The 19,352-nt window shown below is 55.8% G+C and carries 6 protein-coding genes; 2 read left to right on the forward strand and 4 right to left on the reverse strand.

Annotation, left to right across the window (positions count from 1 at the left end; translation table 11 throughout):
• Positions 1–28: 28 nt before the first annotated feature.
• Complete coding sequence (locus BUB13_RS07670) at positions 29–13,762, forward strand: autotransporter outer membrane beta-barrel domain-containing protein (RefSeq protein WP_072907515.1); 13,734 nt, start codon at positions 29–31, stop codon at positions 13,760–13,762.
• A gap of 27 nt (positions 13,763–13,789) precedes the next feature.
• Here the strand turns inward: BUB13_RS07670 and BUB13_RS07675 are convergent, their stop codons facing one another.
• From BUB13_RS07675 to BUB13_RS07685, 3 genes are read right to left on the reverse strand one after another with little or no spacing between them, the layout of a single operon-like run.
• The gene (locus tag BUB13_RS07675) at positions 13,790–14,617 is read right to left on the reverse strand and encodes a metal ABC transporter permease (RefSeq protein WP_072907517.1); all 828 of its coding nucleotides are present in this window, start codon (positions 14,615–14,617) and stop codon (positions 13,790–13,792) included.
• Positions 14,571–15,326 (reverse strand): zinc ABC transporter ATP-binding protein ZnuC, encoded by a 756-nt coding sequence (gene znuC, locus BUB13_RS07680; protein ID WP_072907519.1) that lies wholly within the window; start codon positions 15,324–15,326, stop codon positions 14,571–14,573. The genes BUB13_RS07675 and znuC overlap by 47 nt, the downstream gene beginning before the upstream one ends.
• Positions 15,323–15,820, reverse strand: coding sequence for a Fur family transcriptional regulator (locus tag BUB13_RS07685; RefSeq protein WP_072907521.1), 498 nt, complete (start codon positions 15,818–15,820; stop codon positions 15,323–15,325). Before BUB13_RS07685 ends, znuC begins: the two co-directional genes overlap by 4 nt.
• Before the next feature lie 87 nt (positions 15,821–15,907).
• Between BUB13_RS07685 and znuA the strand changes: the two genes are divergently transcribed.
• Positions 15,908–16,864 (forward strand): zinc ABC transporter substrate-binding protein ZnuA, encoded by a 957-nt coding sequence (gene znuA / locus BUB13_RS07690; protein ID WP_072907524.1) that lies wholly within the window; start codon positions 15,908–15,910, stop codon positions 16,862–16,864.
• Between the two features lie 6 nt (positions 16,865–16,870).
• Here znuA and BUB13_RS07695 read toward each other — a convergent pair whose 3' ends face one another.
• Positions 16,871–19,306: a response regulator gene (locus tag BUB13_RS07695; protein WP_084091856.1), complete on the reverse strand. Its 2,436-nt coding sequence runs from the start codon at positions 19,304–19,306 to the stop codon at positions 16,871–16,873.
• Positions 19,307–19,352 lie beyond the last annotated feature (46 nt).

The raw sequence follows: 19,352 nt of genomic DNA on the forward strand, positions 1-19,352 counted from the left end.
TTTGTTTGTTGTTCTTCAAGGGGGCATTATGTCAGTTTTCTGGAATCCTTCTGTTGAACGTCTCACTCCTCTGTCTTTATTTGTCCTGCTGTTAGTAAGTTTTTGGTCGTTGTTTCCCTGCCTTTCGGCAGCTGACGATCAGGAAACGGTCGTCACTCTCACCGGAACTGATGGTTCGGACTATATCTCGCCAACAATTCTGGATAGCCTTCTCTTTTCTGCTGAAATTGAAACCGAGTTCAGCGAAAAGGTCGAGGCATCAGCAACCGGGATCGATAGCTTGGCTGGTGACGACAGGATCGAAGTCGGCATTCCAATGATTTCAACGGTGGCTGCCACAGCAATGCTTTTGAACACTCCGGAAAAGGCCACTGAAGCGAACGCAACAAGTATTGGAATAGTTGCGGGAGATGGGAACGATACGGTCACCACCAATACACTTATCGATATTTTGGGGGCGTCTCTTAGCCTGTATGGTGACACCTTGGAATTTGATCAGCCTCCATCGGAGAACGATTCTGACGGCACCACAAAAAAGGAAGTTGATGCGTCAACCTCGGCATCTACAGAGGTGACAGCAGTAAAAACTGGTGGGGGGATTGATAGCATCACCAATTCGGGACTCTTGGCCCTGCAAAGTGCTGCCACCAGTGGTGGAACAGCAAACCAACTCACAGCGACAATTCGAGAGTCCTCCTCGGTCAAAATAGAATCTAAAAGCAATGCTTCAGCGACCGGGTTGCAGGCCGGTAATGGCGAAGACCGGATTAGAAATGATGGCAGTTTTACAACGTCGGCAACTTCAACTAGTGGTGCTCTTGCTGTTGGATTGGTGGCACCAGAGAATTCAGCCGCTGAAGATAAGAAGGTGAATCTCTCTTTGCTGGCTAATTCATCAGCAACAGCCAGTGTGAGCGGTATACAGGCTGATGCTGATGAAGATGCCAGCAGTGAAGAAAACAGCTCTCCATTCGGCTTAAACGGTCTGGGTGTTACTTTTCTAAAATCGCTTACCACTGTCAGTGGCGATGATCAGATTACCAACAATGCTTTATTAACCGGGGATGCAGTCGCTGTCAGTGGTGCCGGGGCAGGGGCTATCAGCAATAAGGTGAATGGCAGTGTTCAGACCGAAGCAAAGTCGACTGCCGAGGCTTCGGTCGTCGGGGTCAATGCAGGTGGTGGCAACGATCTGGTTATCAATGCCGGCGAGTTGCTGTCGACCGCCAGTGCGACGTCCGGTGCGTTGGCGATCTCGGTCGAAGTTGGGGCTTCCGATGAGGATACGACGACCACTCCGTCCAAAGATCGACAGAACAAAAGCAGCACCGAAGCCAGTTCTTCAGCAAAGGCGTCGGCTGTCGGCATCAGTGGTGACGGCGGTTCGCGGACTGAAACCCTCACTGGCTCTCTGAGCTTAGACGACGGAATATTGCAGCTTGAAATTCAAAAAATTATTGAACAGATGGCTGGTGACGATAGCGTCACCAATCATTTTGCCATCCAGTCTTTTTCCTTAGCTAAGTCTTTGACCGATTCTATCGGGGTGAATATCAGTGGTGGTGGATCAGTGGATGCCAAGGCCAAGGCTGCGGCTGATGCGTACAGTGCGGCCGTTTCGACCGGTTTCGGCGGCGACAGCATAACAAACCTTGGTGCTTTGAACAGTCAGGCAACAGCCAGCGCAACAGCCGTCAGTGTCGGCTTGGCGATTGGCCAACCGGTTGCGGATACCCCGGAGGGCGAAGATCCCCCTGCTGCAAACGACCGTAAACTTGCCAGCAAGACAGAAACCGACGTCAACGCCAAATCACGCGCCTTTGGAATCGACAGCGACGGCCCCGGTGAAAACAGCACGTTTGCCAGTTCCTTGCAAATCAGCGATGGGGGGCTTTTCTTCAGTCTCTTGGATAAACGTCAATTGGCTGCGGGCGACGACTGGGTGAACAATACCCTGGCAATTTCAGCGGGGAGTCAAAGCACTGCCGACTCGACCAGCGCGAGCATTCAGATTGATGCTGTCGGTTCGCTCAATTCGACCTCCAAAGCACACGCTGAGGCAGAATCGCAGGGGGTCGCAACCGGTGCCGGAGATGACGTTGTTATCAACAGTGGACTGTTGCTCGTCGATGCTGTTTCGGTTGCGGACTCTGTCAGTTTAGGCCTGTCAGTGACGAAGCCACCAGAGGGTGAAACGGTCAGCGATGATGGCATTACCAAGCAGGACAAGACCAATGTCAAGGTGGACAGTAGCGTTACCGCCCAGGCGACCACAACTGGCATCGATGCAGAGGGCAAAGACCACCTGCGCAGCACCCTCAACACACTGGAGATCACCGGGAGTGAACTGACCTACCAGCTGAGCCTGGAAAAAGAATCCCTGGCCGGTGTCGACAGTGTCAGCAACACTGGTGCAATTACATCCGATTCTGTTGCCAGTAGTGGTGCGACCAGTGCCGGTATCAGCATCAATGCTGATGGTTCTGTTGACGCCGAGGCCAACTCCAAGGCGAGCGCCCACGCTGGTGGGGTTCTGACCGGTGGCGGTTCTGACCAGATCGAGAATCAGGGTGTTCTTTCCAGCGCCGCCACTGCCACCGCTACGGCCTTGTCGGCTTCGGTGAGTATCGCCCAGCCAACTGACAACACGGGCCAGAAACCAAGCGCCTGGGAAAAAATCAAAGAAAAATTTGCCGGGGCCAATAGCGCGGCCAATGCCGAAGCAACAGCTTATTCTTCCGGAATCGATAGCGAAGGGGACGCTGGCCGGCAGGCTGATCAGTTGAGTGTTAACATCAGCAGCAACGGGCTGCTGATCGATGTTGAGCGGGATTTTTCTTCAACTGCCGGCGATGACCAGGTTGTCAACAGTGGTATTTTAGATGCCTCTGCAAGCGCACAAACGCTTGCCGGTGCCGCTGATGTCAAGGTCAACACCGAGGGCACCGCGTCTGCCGAGAGCAACGCGACCGCCAAAGCCGGAGCCAAAGGGATTGTGACGGGCGGCGCTGACGATCAGATCAGTAACTCCGGAGTTGTCAGCACATTGGCGGATGCTGAAGCTGGCTCGGTTTCGGTCAGTTTTACTCAGCCAGACGGCCCGGCTGTGAAATCGAAGGTAGACAGCAAAGCAACGGCGGAAGCAAATGCGACCGGAATTGGTGGTGATGGCGGGCGTGAAGCTGAAACCCTCGTGTCCAGCCTGAGTATCGGCCCTGATGGAATCGCATTTCTCTATTCTTCGGAAGAGCTTGCCGCTGAGGGCGCGGATACTATCACCAATACCGGGTCGGTCTCGGCGAATGCTTTAAGTGTCTCTGGTGCTGGAGGTGGCGCAGTTTCTCTGGATGGCGCGGCTAAAGCTGAAGTGACAGCGAAGTCAAGTTCTCAGGCGGTTGCCGTGGATGCGGGTGGTGGTGCCGATCTGGTTTCTTCAGCGGGACAATTGAATGCAACGGCAGATGCTGTCAGTGGCGCTATCGCCTTGGGTTTCGGGCAGAAATCGGAAGAAAAATCGAAAACCAAGGTGGAGCTTGAAGCTGGGGCAACGGCCGACTCTACGGCTGTCGGTATCCGTGGTGACAGTGGTGCCGACCAGCGGCTGGATATCGCCTTGTCGATAAGCGGAGATGGCCTTGTGACCAGCTACCAGAGCGAACAGATCGCGGCCAGGGGAGACGACGAGATTCAGAACTTTGCTGCTATCGATGCCGCTGCGACCTCGGCCGCTGGCGGACTCGGCGTATCTATGGCGATCGACGGAGTGGCAAAGGCCGAAGTGACGGCGACCGCAAAAAGTCAGGCAACAGCAATAGAAGCCGGAGGTGGTAACGATCAGCTGCTCAGTGCTGCAGATATTGAAGCTTCGGCCGCTTCGACCGCTGCCGCTCTGGCGGTTGGTGTCGGCAAGAAAACCAATGACAGCAGCAGCGCAAAAACCAAGGTTGAGGCCAAGACCGTCGCCGAAGCCAAGGCGACCGGGATCAATGCTGACGGCGGGCTGGAAGATAAACTGCGGACTCTTGCTGTTACCATTGATGGCGATGGTTTGTTGGTCGATTATACGGATCAGTCAACTGCAGTCAGCGGTGATGACGAGCTGACCAATACGGGGGCGGTGACCAGCGCCGCGACAGCCAGCAGCGGTGCACTTGCGGTGGCAGTTTCGATCGATGGAGCGGCGCGCGCTGATATCAACTCAACTGCAACCGCCAATGCGACAGCATTGGATGCCGGTAGCGGTAGCGATACGGTTCATAATAGCGCAGAGCTGCTTTCCACGGCTGATGCTACCTCGGCCACTTTGAATGTGGCTGTGACCAGCGATGGCAATGCGGTCACCAATGCCGGGCTTATGGATGGCGGCAACAAGGCTCAAGCCGCTGCCATCGGCATCAGCAGCTCCGGCGGGGATTATCAGAAAACGACGAAAGTCAAAGGCTTTATCGACTTCAAAAATATCGGTGTGACGGCCAGCTATGAAGGGATCACCGACAGCCTCAGCGGTGACGGGACGGATGAAATCTATAATAGCGGCGATATCATTGCGAACAGCTCTGCGCTCGCCCCGGAGGTAACCGCAGGTGTCAGCGGCGAGGGACTCGCACTGTCGATCGGGCGTACCCAAGCTGAAGCCAGCGCTAATGCCATCGAGTCGGGCAACCTCGACGATGTTATCGACAATCATGGAAATTTGACCAGCGAAGCTTCAGCGACGGCCGTCCTAGCGAATGTCGCCGTTGTCGGCAAAGGGTTGGCTGTTGCGACCAATGCCGTTTGGGACGGCGGGACCAAGGCCACGGCCACAGCGAATGGAATCGCTGCCGACAGTGGGAGTATCACCACCAAACAGGTCGATGCAGAGGCCAGTGCGGACATTGCCTATGTCCGTTATTCCGACCAGTTTCAAGCAGCCTCCGGCAACGATCGGGTGAATAACTCCGGGCAAATCGACGCGAGTTCGTTCGCCCTGGCGCCCTCGTTGAATGTTGCTGTCAACCTGGGCGAGGAGAACAAAACCGGCCTCGCCGCGGCGGTTTCAACTTCATCGGCGGAAGCGCAAACCACGGCAATCCGCGGTGGGGACGGGGATGACGAGCTGCTGAATACGGGTCTGCTTAATGCCACTGCCGACGCGAATGCCGTTTCAGCCAACGTGGCTGTGGTTAACAAAGGCGTGGCTGCGGCCGCAGATGCGGTCTGGGACGGTGGGACCAAGGCTGATGCGTCGGCCGTCGGGATTGCCGGAGATGGTGGTGACCTGACGCGGATGACCTATCTGTCGATCGGTACCGACGATATGAGTTTCCGCAAGGAAACGGTAGTCGCTGGCGGTTCTGACAAAATTGATAATCGTGGGGAAATCAATGCTGATGCAAACGCCAATGCTGGTTCTGTCGGTGTTGCGGTTGCCGCCAAAGGGGTTGGCGTTGCAACCTCGACCGCAACTGCAGAAGCGCGTGCAGCCGCTATTGATGCCGGCAGTGATGACAGTGTTGATGAAGTTTATAATTCCGGCAAATTGAAGGCGGAATCGAGTGCCCGCGCCGCGGCGGCTTCGGTCAGTGTAACCAACCAAGGTTTGGCGCTCTCTGCCGATTCCGTTTGGGATGGTGGGACCAGCGCGAACTCCGAAGCGCGCGGAATCGACGTTGGCGTCGGTGGCGAAACCTTGACCAACGACGGTCAGATCGATGCTCTGGCCCATGCCCTAGCTGCATCAGCCAGCCTCGCGGCGACCATGACCGGGGTGGCTGGAGCCAGCGCGACAGCGACCAGCAAGGCCGATGCTGTAGCGATTGACGCCAGCGAAGGAGAGGATGATGACACCCTGAACAATAATGGCGCCCTGTGCGCCAAGTCGGACGCTACTGCTGCAGTTGCCTCGGTTTCGGTGGTTAATGAGGGATTATCGATCGCTGCCGGGGCAGTCTGGGATGGCGGGACCGGTGCCGAATCAGTAGCAAAAGGGATTGCTGCCGGGGCGGGACAGGATACAGTCAAAAATACCGGTGCAGTCACCACCAAAGCAACTTCCAAGGCGGCCGAGGCGGCGGTTAGCGTTGCGGTGACTGGCGTCGCTGGCGCCATCGCCACCTCAACCGGGGAAGCTTCAGCAACGGCGATTGATGCCGGCGAGGAGGATGATGCCGACGACACGGTCATCAACAGTGGAGATTTGACTGCCGAAGCAGACGCGTTGGCGGCCACCGCCACGGTTTCAGTAACGACCGCCGGAGTCGCGGTCGCCGGGGGTGCCGCCTGGTCCGGTGGTACCAAGGCAAATGCTCAGGCGAGGGGCATCGAAGCTGGTGAAGGCTCAGACTTTATCGACAATTCTGGAGCGATGACTGTCCGGTCGAACTCAGACGCAGCGGAAGCGGCAGTTGCTGTGGCAGTCTCCGGGGTCGCGGCGGGTGTGGCGACAGCGACCAGCAGTTCGGACGCCAGCGCGATTGATACCGGGGACGACACGTCAGCTGATTTGGTCAGTAACAGTGGCGCTCTTGATGTAACGGCACATTCGTTAGCCGCAACGACTTCGGTCAGCGTAACTACGGCAGGAGTTGCCGTTGCTGCCGGGGATGTCTGGGATGGTGGAACGGAGGCTGAATCCCGGGCGCGGGGGATTGAAGTTGGCGAGGGCGGTGACGAAATTGAAAATACCGGAGATATCATCAGCCGGGCAATCGCCGAATCGGCATCGGCGAATCTGAGTGTTGCAGTGAGTGGGGTTGCCGGGGCGATCGCGTCTTCATCGGTTGCCGCGGATGCGGCGGCGCTGGATGTCGGTACGGGCGATTTTAACGACTCTGTCGTAAACACTGCCGATATTGACGCTGTTTCTTCAGCGGTTACGGCTTCAGCAGCCGTATCCTTTACCGCTGCAGGGGTCGCTGTGGCTGGGGACTCTTCTTGGTCAGGAGGAACCAATTCAACTGCCAGTGCCCAGGGAATAATCCTGGGTGGCGGGGATGATGCGGTGACGAATACCGGTTCAATTAATGCAGATTCGACCTCAAGCGCCACCGGCAGCAGTGTCGCAATTGCTGTTGCCGGTGTCGCCGCTGCCATCGCGTCTGCAGATGCCAATGCTAAAGCCTTGGGGATCAATGCCGGAACCGGAGATGACAGCATCAATAGCGCGGGCAGTATAACAGTGAAGTCCTTGGCCAACGGGAACACGCTGACCAACGCGGATTCAAAATTTGGTGTTTCTGCTGCCGGCAACAGCGTCTGGGATGGCGGCGCCAAAAGCACATCAGCGTCGTCAGGTATTTCCGGCGACAGCGGTCTTGACCAGATCATCAGCAGCAGCAATATCAACAGCGATGCGGTTGCCATATCCACCTCAACAGCCATCTCTTTTACTGTCGGCGGTGTCAGCGCTTCAGTCTCGACATCGACGGCCTCAGCCACCGCAGATGCAATTGATGGCGGAGACGAAAATGACCTGATCGACAACAGCGGCAATCTGGATGTTATGGCTAACGCCAACGCGATCAGCGCGAACCTGGCACTTGCTGGAATCGGGGTCGCAGCAGCCGGGGATTCGGTGTGGGATGGCGGGACCACTGCTACCGCGAATGCCAGCGGGATCAGCGGCGGTGAAGGTGAGGATATCATTCGCAGCGGACATTTTGATGAACAGGGCCTTCCGCTCGCGGCAGAAGTGAACCATGTTGATGCTGTAGCCGAAGCGCTGGTTTCGACCAACAGCCTTTCAGTCACCGCCGGAGGGGTCAGTGCCGCGGTCAGTACCGGTACCGCAAGTGCTGCCGGTCGGGGGATTGATGCTGGCAGTGGCGACGATACTGTTATCAATGCCAGTGAGTTGTCCGGTCAGGCCAATGCCGAGGCCTATTCCGTGAGCGTTGCCTTGAGCGGTGTCGGAGGTGCCGGGGCCAGTGATGCTTTCTGGGATGGCGGGACCAAAGCAACAGCAGACGCTTATGGGATTGATGGTGGCAGTGGTAACGATCAACTCAGCAACCTGGTCGGGATATCTGCTGACGCGGCATCCAACACTGTGTCAGCAGCTGTTGCGGTCAGTGGCTCCGGTGGGCTGGCGGGGGCCGTGGCGGCGTCAACTTCTACCGCAACCGCGACTGGAATCAGCGGCGCAGACGGAGAGGATGAAATTTTGACCATGGGAACGGTCAACTCGAATGCGCTGGCCGAGGCCGAAGGGGTGAGTATCAGCTTCTCCGGATTCGGCGCGGCGGTTTCGGGTGCTCCCGGGATTAACACCACGGTCGCTGATGCGCGGGCGATTGGCCTGTCAGGTGGCAGCGGTGGCGATTTCCTTGGTAATGAAACTGGCGGAGCGATGGTTGTCAATTCCACTTCGCGCGCCAGAGAGACGGCAGTGTCTATCGCTTACGGTGGCGGCATCGCCAGCGCCAACGCTAACAGCAGCAGCTCAGCGACCAGCATCGGCTTCGATGGCGGCAGCGAGAATGACCTGCTCCAAAACAACGGCTCCCTGGTGCAAACCAGTGATGCGCAGTCGATCGCCCGCAGTATCCAGTTTGCCGGCCTTGGGGCCAGCATCGCCAATGCCAATGCGGGCAGTCAAGCGATAAGCCAGGCGTTCACCGCAGGAGACGGGGATGATGATGTTTACAATCGTGGCTCGGTTGATCTGACATCAACGGCCTCAGCGATCGGGCAATCGGTCTCGGTGACTCTGGTCGGTGCCAGCATCGGCAAGGCAAGCGCCGAAGCGCAGGCCGATAGCCTCGGCCTGGGCGGAGACGGCGGGAATGACCGGCTGGACAACTCCGGGGAGGTGGCCATCAATACTTTTGCTACGGCTCAGGCCGCTTCGATTTCAGCAGCTCAGCTCGGATATAACCTTGGGGAAGCGAACTCTGAAGCAGGATCCGTGGCAACCGGTATCAGCGGTGGAGACGGTACAGATACATTGCTCAATTCCGGTAAGGTGACAATTGCTGCGGAGACCGATGCCGACGCGACCTCGATAGCCGTCTCTCAGCTTGGCTATAACGTCGGAAAAGCCAATACCACTGCAGATGTTTCGGTCAGCGGGATGGCCGGGGGGGATGGTGACGACACCATTATAAACCAGGAGGAGGGAGAGATTGAACTTTTGGCCAAAGGAGATGCTTCTTCTCTGAGCGTCTCGATTACGGTCGGTGGGGTCGCTGCCGCGGAAGCCGCCAGCCTGGTGCTCGCTGATGTGATCGGCATGCAGGGGGATGAGGGTGATGACATGATCCTGAACGCAGGTCTGCTCGGAGTGCGGACGCAAGCCCTGAGCACTTCGGACAGTGCGTCAGTCAGTTTTCTCGGCGCTACGACAGCGAAAGCGGGAACCGAGGTTGAGTCTACAGCGATTGGAATCGCTGGTGGCACCGGCAGCGATTATATTGAAAACAGTGGAAGTCTCTGGGTTGGACCGGAGGCCGATGCGATTGGCGATGAACGATATATGGCGGTCTTACGTGGTTCAGCTAAAAGCGGGGGATTGGGCGGAGCTTCAAGTGCCGAGGCGTCAGCTGCTGCCTCGGTAGAAGCAACCGGTATCGATGGCGGGGATGAGGCAGATACGATTAACAATCTAGGTGACATTACCGTCAACGCCAATTCACTGTCGGTCACCAAATCGGGCTCCGTGCAAATATTCGGTTCGAGCAGTGCTGAGGGGATTGCAGGATCGACAACTTTCACGCGTGGCATTGATGGTGGCGCAGGAAATGATCTGATCAACAACTCTGCAGATTTGAAGTTGGAGGCAACCTCCGAGCTGAGAATGGAAGGTGGTTCTTACTCTTTCGCCGGCAGTTCGAGCTCAGGAGGAACTCTTGCCGCGATGACATCTTTAGAAGCGCTTCAAGGAGGCGATGGAGATGATTTTATTGCCAGCAATGGGGCCGTGGATGTAATCGCCTCATCCATTATGGAGTCATCAAACGGCTCTTCCGCCTCGTTCGGCGGCAGCGTTGCGAGTGTTACCTCTGGAGGAAGGACCTTTGCGACCGGCTTTTCCGGTGGTGCGGGAGATGATTACGTGGAAAACGGTGAAGATGGCAAGCTGACTGTTACAGCCGAAACGGACGTGGATGTCACAGCCTTGTCCTACTCGTTTGCCGGCGGTTCGGCAACCGATACGATGTTGTCCGGGAATGCTGTCGTCACGGGCCTCAAAGGCGAGTCGGGTGACGATCGATTGAGAAATGAAGGCACGATATCTGTGCTTGCCGACTCGGTCCTGACCTCTACCGGCGGTGCCAAATCAACCATTACCGCTTCGGGTGGGGCGGATGCCACGGGCAGTTCGGTCGCTGGTTCGACGGCTGTCGGTTTGGACGGTGGCGAGGGCGATGATGTTCTGGAGAGCTATGGGTCACTTAGCGTGAATTCCAGAAGTACCGCCGAAGCCTTCAACCGCGGCAACAACAGCATTTCCTTTACGAGTGATACGGTTGCTGGCTCAATTACCAGTGCCGCGGCGCTCGCAGTCGGTATTGATGGCGGCAATGGTAGCAACTCAATGTTTGTCGATGGCCTTCTGGATGTTGATGCTACGAGTATTGGTTATGGTCTTTCCTCTTCAAGCGGCGCAGAATTCTCGTTTGATGGTGATGGCAAGGCCTGGGTCGAGGCGACATCAATTGCCGAAGCTGCTGGAATTACAGGTGGCGATGCAGGAGACCAGGTTGCCGTAAATGGCGATATCTTTGTTGATGCCTTTGCGACCACTGCCAAGACGATCAGTACCACGGTGACCGTTTACAGGGTCATCGGAACGACGGATGAAAACAGCGATGAGCCGATGGTCGAGACAATCTCCGAGGACGTGCTTCCGGAGGCCGGTTCCGAAGGTTACGAAGTTGACACTGTTGTTTTCTGGAACGGGACTGATGCCCCTGATGATCCGAATGAGGTTGGTACCGGTTCGTATATGATTGTCGTCAGTGAACTTGTAGATGACGACGATGATAGTGATACGGATCCCGTCCTCGTCTATTCATGGGAACCGACCGACCGCATAGTGGAAGAAGAGGTTTTGATCGAGGAATCAGGCTTCCCGTCATATGCTTTTGCCAATGGCAATGGCTTCCCGGATGGCGACGGATATGCTGAGGCGGGGGCAACCGCCACGGCGACAAGTCATGGGGTGCAGTTGGGGGATGGTGATGATAGCATCAAAAATTACGGCAACATCAGCGTAAAGGCACAGGCAGATGCAGTTGTCAACGTGGGCGCTGACGGCGATTCCAGTGGTGATGCCCGGGGAATTGCGATTTCCCAGGCAACCGCAAGGGCGCTTGGTATGCAGGTTGGTGCTGGCAACAACAACATCTATAATTTCGGCACGCTTGATGTCCGCGCCATTCCGGTTGCTCAGGCGCGGACCGATGTTTCAGGTGGTGATTACTGCATCTGGTTCTTCGGTTGGCATTGCGGTGCTGGTGGAGACGGAATCGGCACCGCGGATGCTTATTTCACCGCAGAAGCCTCCGGGATACAGGCGGAAAACGGCAACAACTTGATCGTCAACGATGGTGAAATCAATGTGAGTGCTCGGCCCGATCTTCGCTTTGATGATCGGCTGAACTTTGACTACGCGGCAATTGTACGAAAGGAAGATAAAGAGTATTTCTATGTCAATTCCAGCGCAGACGCTTACGGTATCCGTCTTGGTGATGCTGAAAGTGGCAACACCGTCGTCAATAACGGCATACTGACCGTATCGGCCTACACCCTGAGTTCGGAGTGCGATACGGATACCTGTCGTAATTTACTGAACGCCAGCGATGACTCATCAACACCAGACTTTGAAGAGTCAATTTCGGCGATCGGTATTTTGACCGGATCCGGCAATGACACCGTCATCAACAGTGGCGCCATTATCGCCGATATCGTGCGAAGCACTGAGCGTTCGAATGGCACCGCAATCAAGACCGGTGCCGGTAATGACACCGTCACCCTGTCTGATGCGGTGGATGTCGTACATCCAGAGACAGGCGAGTCACTGTTCATTTCTCTTAAGGGGGATGTTGATTTTGGCTCCGGTGACGATACCCTCCATCTGATCGGTACTCCCATTGTTGAGGGGGATATTTCCCTCGGGGAGGTTGATGACGGCGTAGATTCACTGATTTTCGAAGGTGATGGTTTTTTTGAGAGGCCATTGAATGGATTTGAAAACGCGAAGAAGCTGAGAGCTGGAACTTATCAGGTGCCGAGCCTGCCGACGATGCAACGGATTGAGATCGAAGCTGGCACTTTGCAGACCGACAGCAATTACCAATTTGCCGAAGCTGGCTTTCTGCAAACTCAGGTTAACAGTGACGGTAGCCACGGTAAGCTGTATGTAAAAGGCACGACCACCCTCGCCGGTGACCTGTCTGTGCTGCGCGATTCGGCAGGACCATATATCGATGGAACGGAGTATGACATCATCGAAGGGACGGACGGCATCAATAGCTCCTTCAGTGAGGTCAACCTGCCGACCGCAACGCGACTTGTTAGCTTTAACCTGGAACAACAACCGACATTGGTTGCAGTAGAAGCGCAGGTTGAAAGCTATACCAGTGTTGCCAGAAATCCGGTGGAGATAGCTCTGGGCCGGCAGATGGATACCTGGATGCTTAATGCAACCGGGGAGCTACAGCAGGCTTTAGGAGAATTCCAGACACTGAATTCGGACGAATTTGCAGAAGCTTTTCTCGGCTTCAGTCCTGGTCAGTACGACAGCTTGACGCAGGCGACTTCTGTGGCCAGCCAGCAGTACAGTCAGACCCTCCTGCAGCGGATCCACAGTGTCAGATTGCTGGGAGAAACGACAACACAGGGTGCTCAAGGCTATTTCTCGTCCGGCGACAAGCCGATATTGCTTGCTTTCAACGGTCCGGTTGACAGCATTGCCCAACTTTTCCCAACTGAGAACAAGCCGACCGCGGAATATGGAATGTGGCTGGAGAGCTACGGGCAGTGGGGGGAGCAGGATGCGGAAAACGGTTTTGTCGGCTCAGAATTCAATCATTACGGCGCCGCGATAGGCCTTGATTACCTTCTGAATAATCACTCTCTTCTTGGTTTCAGTCTCGGTTATTCGAGCACCAGGGTCGATATGGATCAGAACCAGGGTGATGCTGATGTCGACAGCCTGAATCTTTCTATATACGGCAGCTTTTTCAACGAAAAAGGTTACCTGGATGGAGTTTTGGCTTACGGCCAGCAGGAATACGAGAGTACGCGGAATATCCGGATTGGGGCGATCAATGAGGTCGCTCGGGGCGAACATGATGGCTATTTTTACTCGGTATTCCTCGAAGGGGGCTATAATTTCAACTTTAGCCCCTGGATCCTGCAACCCTTTGCCAACCTTGCCTATGCTGTTCTCAGTGAGGATGGTTTTACCGAGCAGGGGGCAGGAACATTGAGCCAGGTTTTGGCTGATCGAGAAACCAACTCGCTGGTTTCTCAGCTGGGGGTGCGCATCAGTCCAGTCATCCAGCTGCAACCTGGCAAGCTGATTCCAGAAGCCAGTCTTGCCCTGCAATACGATTTCGAGATTGATGACCGCAAAATTCAATCATCATTTGTGGATCAGCCAGGAACCTCATTTACTATCGAGGGGAGTGAAGTTGATAACTCCAGTGTTGTGGTCGGGGTCGGCGTAACTTATCTCGGGCATAACGGGTTTACCCCAGCCATACAGTATAGTGGTGAATTTCGTGATGGGTTCTCCAGTCATAGTGTTGTGGGAGAGTTGCGATGGGAGTTTTAGTTGATGCGTACCTTTTAGTATGTTGACTCAACCTACGCGCTTCGGCAGCAGCAGGCTGGCAATAAAAATCAGGCAGGCTGCAACGACGATCGATGGTCCGGCCGGGGTGTCCCAGTAAAAAGAGCCGATCAGTCCTCCGCCGACGGCGATACAGCCGATCAAACTGGCGGCGACCGCCATCATTTCCGGGTTGCCGGCAAAGCGGCGGGCAGTGGCTGCCGGGATGATCAGTAGTGAGGTGACCAGAAGCAAGCCGACCACCTTCATCATAACGGCGACTGTCAAGGCGATCAGGGCAAGGAAGGTCCAGTTGATGCGGTCAACCGCGATCCCTTCGACCTGCGCCAGGTCTTCATGCACGGTGATCGCCAGCAGTGGCTTCCAGAGGATGATAAGGCCGACAAGCGCCAATCCGCCGCCACCGAAAATCCAGCCCAGATCAGCAGTGCCGATGGCGAGGATATCGCCAAACAGGTAAGCGACCAGATCGACCCGGACATCTTCCATGAAAGCAAGCGCCACCAGGCCGAGGGATAATGCTCCGTGGGAGAGGATTCCGAGCAGTGTGTCGCCGGAGAGCAGGCGCTGTTTCTGGCTGACGAACAGCAACAGGGCCAGCACTTGGCAGATAATCAGGGTGCCGAAGGTCAAGTTGATTTCGAGCAGAAAACCGAAGGCGACACCGAGCAGGGCCGAATGGGCCAGGGTGTCACCGAAGTAGGCCAACCGCCGCCAGACGACAAAAGAGCCGAAAGGGCCGGCAATCAGGGCGACGCCGAGGCCGCCAATCAGGGCACGGAAAAGAAAATCATCGAGCACAGCGCTCTCCTCTATGGCAGCAGTCGCTGCAGGCATCGTGATGGTGGTTTTGATCGTGGGTGTAGATGGCCAGCTGCTTGACTGCTTGTGGGCCGAAGAGCTCGACATAGGCAGGATCGTTGGTGACCGAATCGGGTGTGCCGCTGCAGCAGATATGCTGGTTGAGGCAGATGACCCGGTCGGTTGCCGCCATCACCAAGTGCAGGTCGTGGGAAACCATCATCACAGCGCAGCCACGTTGGTCGCGGATCCTGGTGATCAGTTGGTAGAGTTCGATCTGGCCGTGGACGTCGACCCCCTGCACCGGTTCGTCCAGTACCAGCAGGTCGGGATTGCGCATCAGCGCCCGTGCCAGCACGACCCGCTGCAACTCCCCGCCGGAGAGACCCTGCATTGGTGAGGCGAGAACATGGGCGGCACCGACTTCGGTCAAGGCTTTTTCCAGCTCTGCAGCAGGCCGCTTTCGATCCATGCTGAGGAAACGCTTCACCGTCAGTGGAAAGGTCGGGTCGAGATGCAGTCGCTGTGGCATGTAACCGATACTCATGTTTGCTTGGCGGATAACGCTGCCGCTGGTTGGTTCCAGCAAGCCAAGGGCGACACGGATCAGGGTGGTTTTGCCGGCACCGTTCGGGCCGATGATAGTGAGGATTTCACCCGCCGCCAGTTGCAGGTTTATCTGTTGCAGCAGCTGGCGCTGGCCGATAATCAGGTCGACATCTTTTATTTCCAGCAGGTTGTTCATGCGTTGTCCGTTCGGTTGCGGCATGCGGAGCAGAGCCCTATGACTTCAATCGTTTTCTTGGCCGCAATGAAGCCGGAGGCAGCGGCGCTCTTTTCTATCGCGTCAGCAACCTCCGGTATGTCCAGTTCGGCCATACTGTGGCATTGTTTGCAGATCAGGAACTGGCCGTCGTGCGGATGCTCCGGGTGGCTGCAGCCAACATAGGCGTTGAGCGATTCAATACGGTGAACCAGTCCCATCTGTTGGAGAAAGTCGAGCGCGCGATAGACAGTCGGTGGCGCGGTGCGATTCTCTTTCTGCAGCAGGTCGAGCACTTCGTAAGCACCGATCGGTTTATGCTGGCGCCAGACCAGTTCCAAAACGCGGCGACGAATAGCGGTGAAGCGCTGGTTCTGCTGTGCGCAGAGCTGCTCCGCTTTATTTATCGCAGCCTTGATGCAGAGCTGATGATCTCCTTGAGCGCATCGCAGCATGGTCGCCGAGGGGTCTGACATAATTTTTCTCCTGCCGGCTTGATTTTCATTGATGTTACATTATAACGTTTCATAAAGAATCGTCAAACTCTCTGCTGGAGATACCGAATGATGAAAAAAACTTTTCTGCTTTTTGTTGCTTTGCTGCCGTTGGCTGTGACCTCCTTCGCTGCTGATTCCCCCAAGGTTGTTGCCAGTATTCGGCCGATTCATTCGCTGGTTGCCGGCGTAATGCAGGGTGTTGCCGAACCGCAGCTGCTGGTGAAGGGGGGTGGGTCTCCGCATGGCTACGTGCTGCGTCCTTCAGAGGCACGATTGCTGGCAGAAGCCGACTTGGTGGTCTGGGTCGGCCATAACCTGGAAAGCTTCCTGGAGAAGCCACTGGAGACGGTGGCGAAAGATGCACGACAGCTGGAGTTAAGTGAGGCGCTGGAGGGTTCGTTGCTGCCGGTGCGCACTGGTGGAACCTGGGAGTCGCACATGCGCCATCACGACGAAGCCGAGCATCATCACGAGGATGCCGAGCATCACCAGGATGGAGACGAAGAGACAAAATACAATCCCCACCTCTGGCTGAGCCCGAAATTGGCGCAGTTGATCGTAGAGGAAACGGCGCAGGCACTGGCTGCTATCGACCCTGGCAACAGCGGCATTTACCAACACAATGCTGATCAGCTGCAGCAGCAGTTGCAACAGCTCGACCGGGATTTAGCAGCAATGCTGGCACCGGTGAAAACTGTTCCTTACGTGGTTTTCCACGACGCTTATCATTATTTCGAAGCCGCCTACGGGTTGAACGCGGTCGGCTCGATTACTATCGATCCGGAGCGGAAACCAGGTGTGAAGCGTCTGCTTGCAATGCGCGAGAAGATAAAAACACTTGAAGCACGCTGCGTCTTCAGTGAACCCCAGTTCGAACCGAAACTGGTGGCAACGATCACTGAAGGAAGCAACGCCAGAACCGGCCAGCTCGATCCGGTCGGAACCGATCTGGTCGTCGGGCCAGAACTCTACTTTCAGCTGCTGCGAGCACTGGCCGAAGATCTGGTGCAGGGATTGCAGTAACAGCGATTACCTGGACTCTTTAGCACTGTCCAGGGTCGTTCTGACGATCTGGGACAGCTCGGCCATCTCCAGCGGTTTGTTGCAGAAAGCATCGATTATGGCGTCGATGTTGCTTTCTTCACTCTCTTTCGAAGAGTAGCCGGTACAAAGGATCACCGGCAATGACGGTCTGATCCGTTTGACTTCTTGTGCCAGCTCGATCCCGCTTAATTCCGGCATGGTCTTGTCGGTCAGCAGCAGGTCGAAAGCAGCAGGGTCCTGGCGGAAGTGATTCAGCGCTTCCACGGCGTTGGAAAAGGCTGTCACCTGGTAACCGAGCTGGCGCAGCATCGTCTCGCTGACGGTGGCTAACATTTCATCGTCATCGACCAGCAGAATCCGCTCCGAGCCTTCGATGATTTCCACCTGGTTTCTGTTCTCCACTTTTTGTGCGGCAGCGACAGCAGGGAAATAGAGTTTGAAGGTGCTGCCCTCGCCGATTCTGCTTTCCAGTTTGATCAGACCATGGTGCTGCTCGATGGTGCCGCGGACCGTGGCCAACCCCATACCGCTTCCCTTGTCCACGTCTTTGGTGGTGAAGAAGGGGTCAAATATTTTTTCTGCATTTTCCGCCGGAATGCCACACCCGGTATCGCTGATGCTCAGCTGCAGATAGCGGCCGGGAGAGCAGCTGAACTGGGCTGGTATTTCGTCTCGCAACAGGTCGACAATTTTCAGATCGATTCCGAGAACGCCTTTCTCATCCATGGCGTGACTGGCGTTAGTACAGAGGTTGATCAAGGCCTCCTGCAGCCGGGTTTCATCAGCGATAATGGTGGTTTCTGCAGCCTGTGGTGAAATCTGCTTGTGCAGTTCGATGCTGCTCGGCAGGGTCGATTTCAGCAGGTTGAGCGTTTCATCCAGCAGCTGCGCTATCTGCGCTGGTTTCATCTCCGTCTCTTCCTGCCGGCTGTAGCCCATGATCTGTCTGACCAGGTCGCGCGAGCGCATCAGGGCGATCTTGGCGTTTTGCAGCTGCCGGACCAGTTCGCTGTTTTCGCTGTTCTGCAGCATGACCAGGTCGATATTGCCGAGGATGATGGTCATGTTGTTGTTGAAGTTGTGCGCCATGCCGCCAGCCATGACCCCGAGCGCTTCCATCTTGAACTTCTGCCGCAGCTGGATCTCCAGTTCCTGTTTTTTTTCTTCCGCATCTTTACGTTTGGAGATGTCGCGGAAGGAACCGAACATGACCTCACGCCCTTCCAGTTCGATGATCGTTGCCTGAATTTCACAGGGGAATTCCCGACCGTTTTTGGTCACCAGCATGGCTTCGACGACTTCACCCGAGGCTTCGTCCCGGTGGTGGCGGAAATGGTTGGTGATACCGTCCTTTTCAACCGCTTCGGGGTGGATGAGCGATTGCGGTTGGCCAACCATCTCTTCCGGCGTACGTTCTACCATTTTGGCGAGTTCGGCGTTGATGGCGAGCATAATCCCGGTTTTCGCATCGGCCATGCCAAGGCCGATGGTGGCTTCATTGAACAGTGTCCGGAAACGACGCTCACTTTCCGACAGCCGTTTTGTCTGCTGCTTCACCTGTGCGTGGAGCGTTTTGTTCCAGAGGAGGACCAGCAGGGCGATCAGTATGCTGCAACCGATAACCACAGACGCCCACTTCGGCCATTTTGCCTGTCTGCCGGTTTCTCCGGAAAGCCAACGATTGAGTGTCTGGTAGTAAAAGGAGTTCTGGTCCTGCTTCCAGCGCTGCAGTGTCTGGTCAATGGTTTTCAGTAGCTCCTGGTTGCGTCCTTCGGGCACGGCAAAATAGAGCGGTTTCGGGCTGAAGATGATCGGTGTGCGGGTGACACCGTACTGGCCGGAATTAGCCAGGCCGAAGATGTTCGGGGCGACGCCGGCGCGGGCGTGACCCTGCTGCACCAGGGTAAAGACCTCGTTGTGCGAGGCCGCCTCGATGTATTCGCAGTCGATGCTGAAACTGTCCGCCAGTTTGCGGAAATTTTTGCCACTGAGATCTTCTTTCATGATGGCAATGGTCTGGTTCTGCAGGTCGAAGATGTTTTCGACGCGGGAACTGAACAGGGCGTAGACTTCCCCCCAGACGGTGAAGAAAGGCTCTTTGGTGTAATCGAGAAAGCTGTCACGTTTTTCGGTGTACATCACCGATGTCAGCAGGTCGACACGTTTCTCTTTGGCGCGCTCGAGACCATCGTTCCACGAGCCGTGGACAAATTCCAGCTGCCAGTCGTTTAATTTGCCGATCTGCATCAACAGGTCGGCGTTGACCCCTTTTACAGCACCAGCGTCATCAGAAAAAATAAGGGGTTTGAAGGGAAAACTGGCAACCCTGATACTTTCATCCGCTGCAGTTGCCGGCAGGTCCGTTGCTGAAACCAGCAGGCAGGAAATCACTAGTGCTGCTAGAAAAGACCTATAGTTCATAATGATCCCCGAACTTATCCCAGATTAGAAATGTCAAATTGCAATT

Origin of the sequence: Malonomonas rubra DSM 5091 (genome assembly GCF_900142125.1) — a bacterium.
Classification (GTDB): domain Bacteria; phylum Desulfobacterota; class Desulfuromonadia; order Desulfuromonadales; family Geopsychrobacteraceae; genus Malonomonas; species Malonomonas rubra.

Coding starts and splice junctions, on each gene's coding strand:
- BUB13_RS07670 (WP_072907515.1), top strand. CDS start 29: ATGTCAGTTTTCTGGAATCCTTCTGTTGAACGTCTCACTCCTCTGTCT.
- BUB13_RS07675 (WP_072907517.1), bottom strand. CDS start 14,617: ATGCCTGCAGCGACTGCTGCCATAGAGGAGAGCGCTGTGCTCGATGAT.
- znuC (WP_072907519.1), bottom strand. CDS start 15,326: ATGAACAACCTGCTGGAAATAAAAGATGTCGACCTGATTATCGGCCAG.
- BUB13_RS07685 (WP_072907521.1), bottom strand. CDS start 15,820: ATGTCAGACCCCTCGGCGACCATGCTGCGATGCGCTCAAGGAGATCAT.
- znuA (WP_072907524.1), top strand. CDS start 15,908: ATGATGAAAAAAACTTTTCTGCTTTTTGTTGCTTTGCTGCCGTTGGCT.
- BUB13_RS07695 (WP_084091856.1), bottom strand. CDS start 19,306: ATGAACTATAGGTCTTTTCTAGCAGCACTAGTGATTTCCTGCCTGCTG.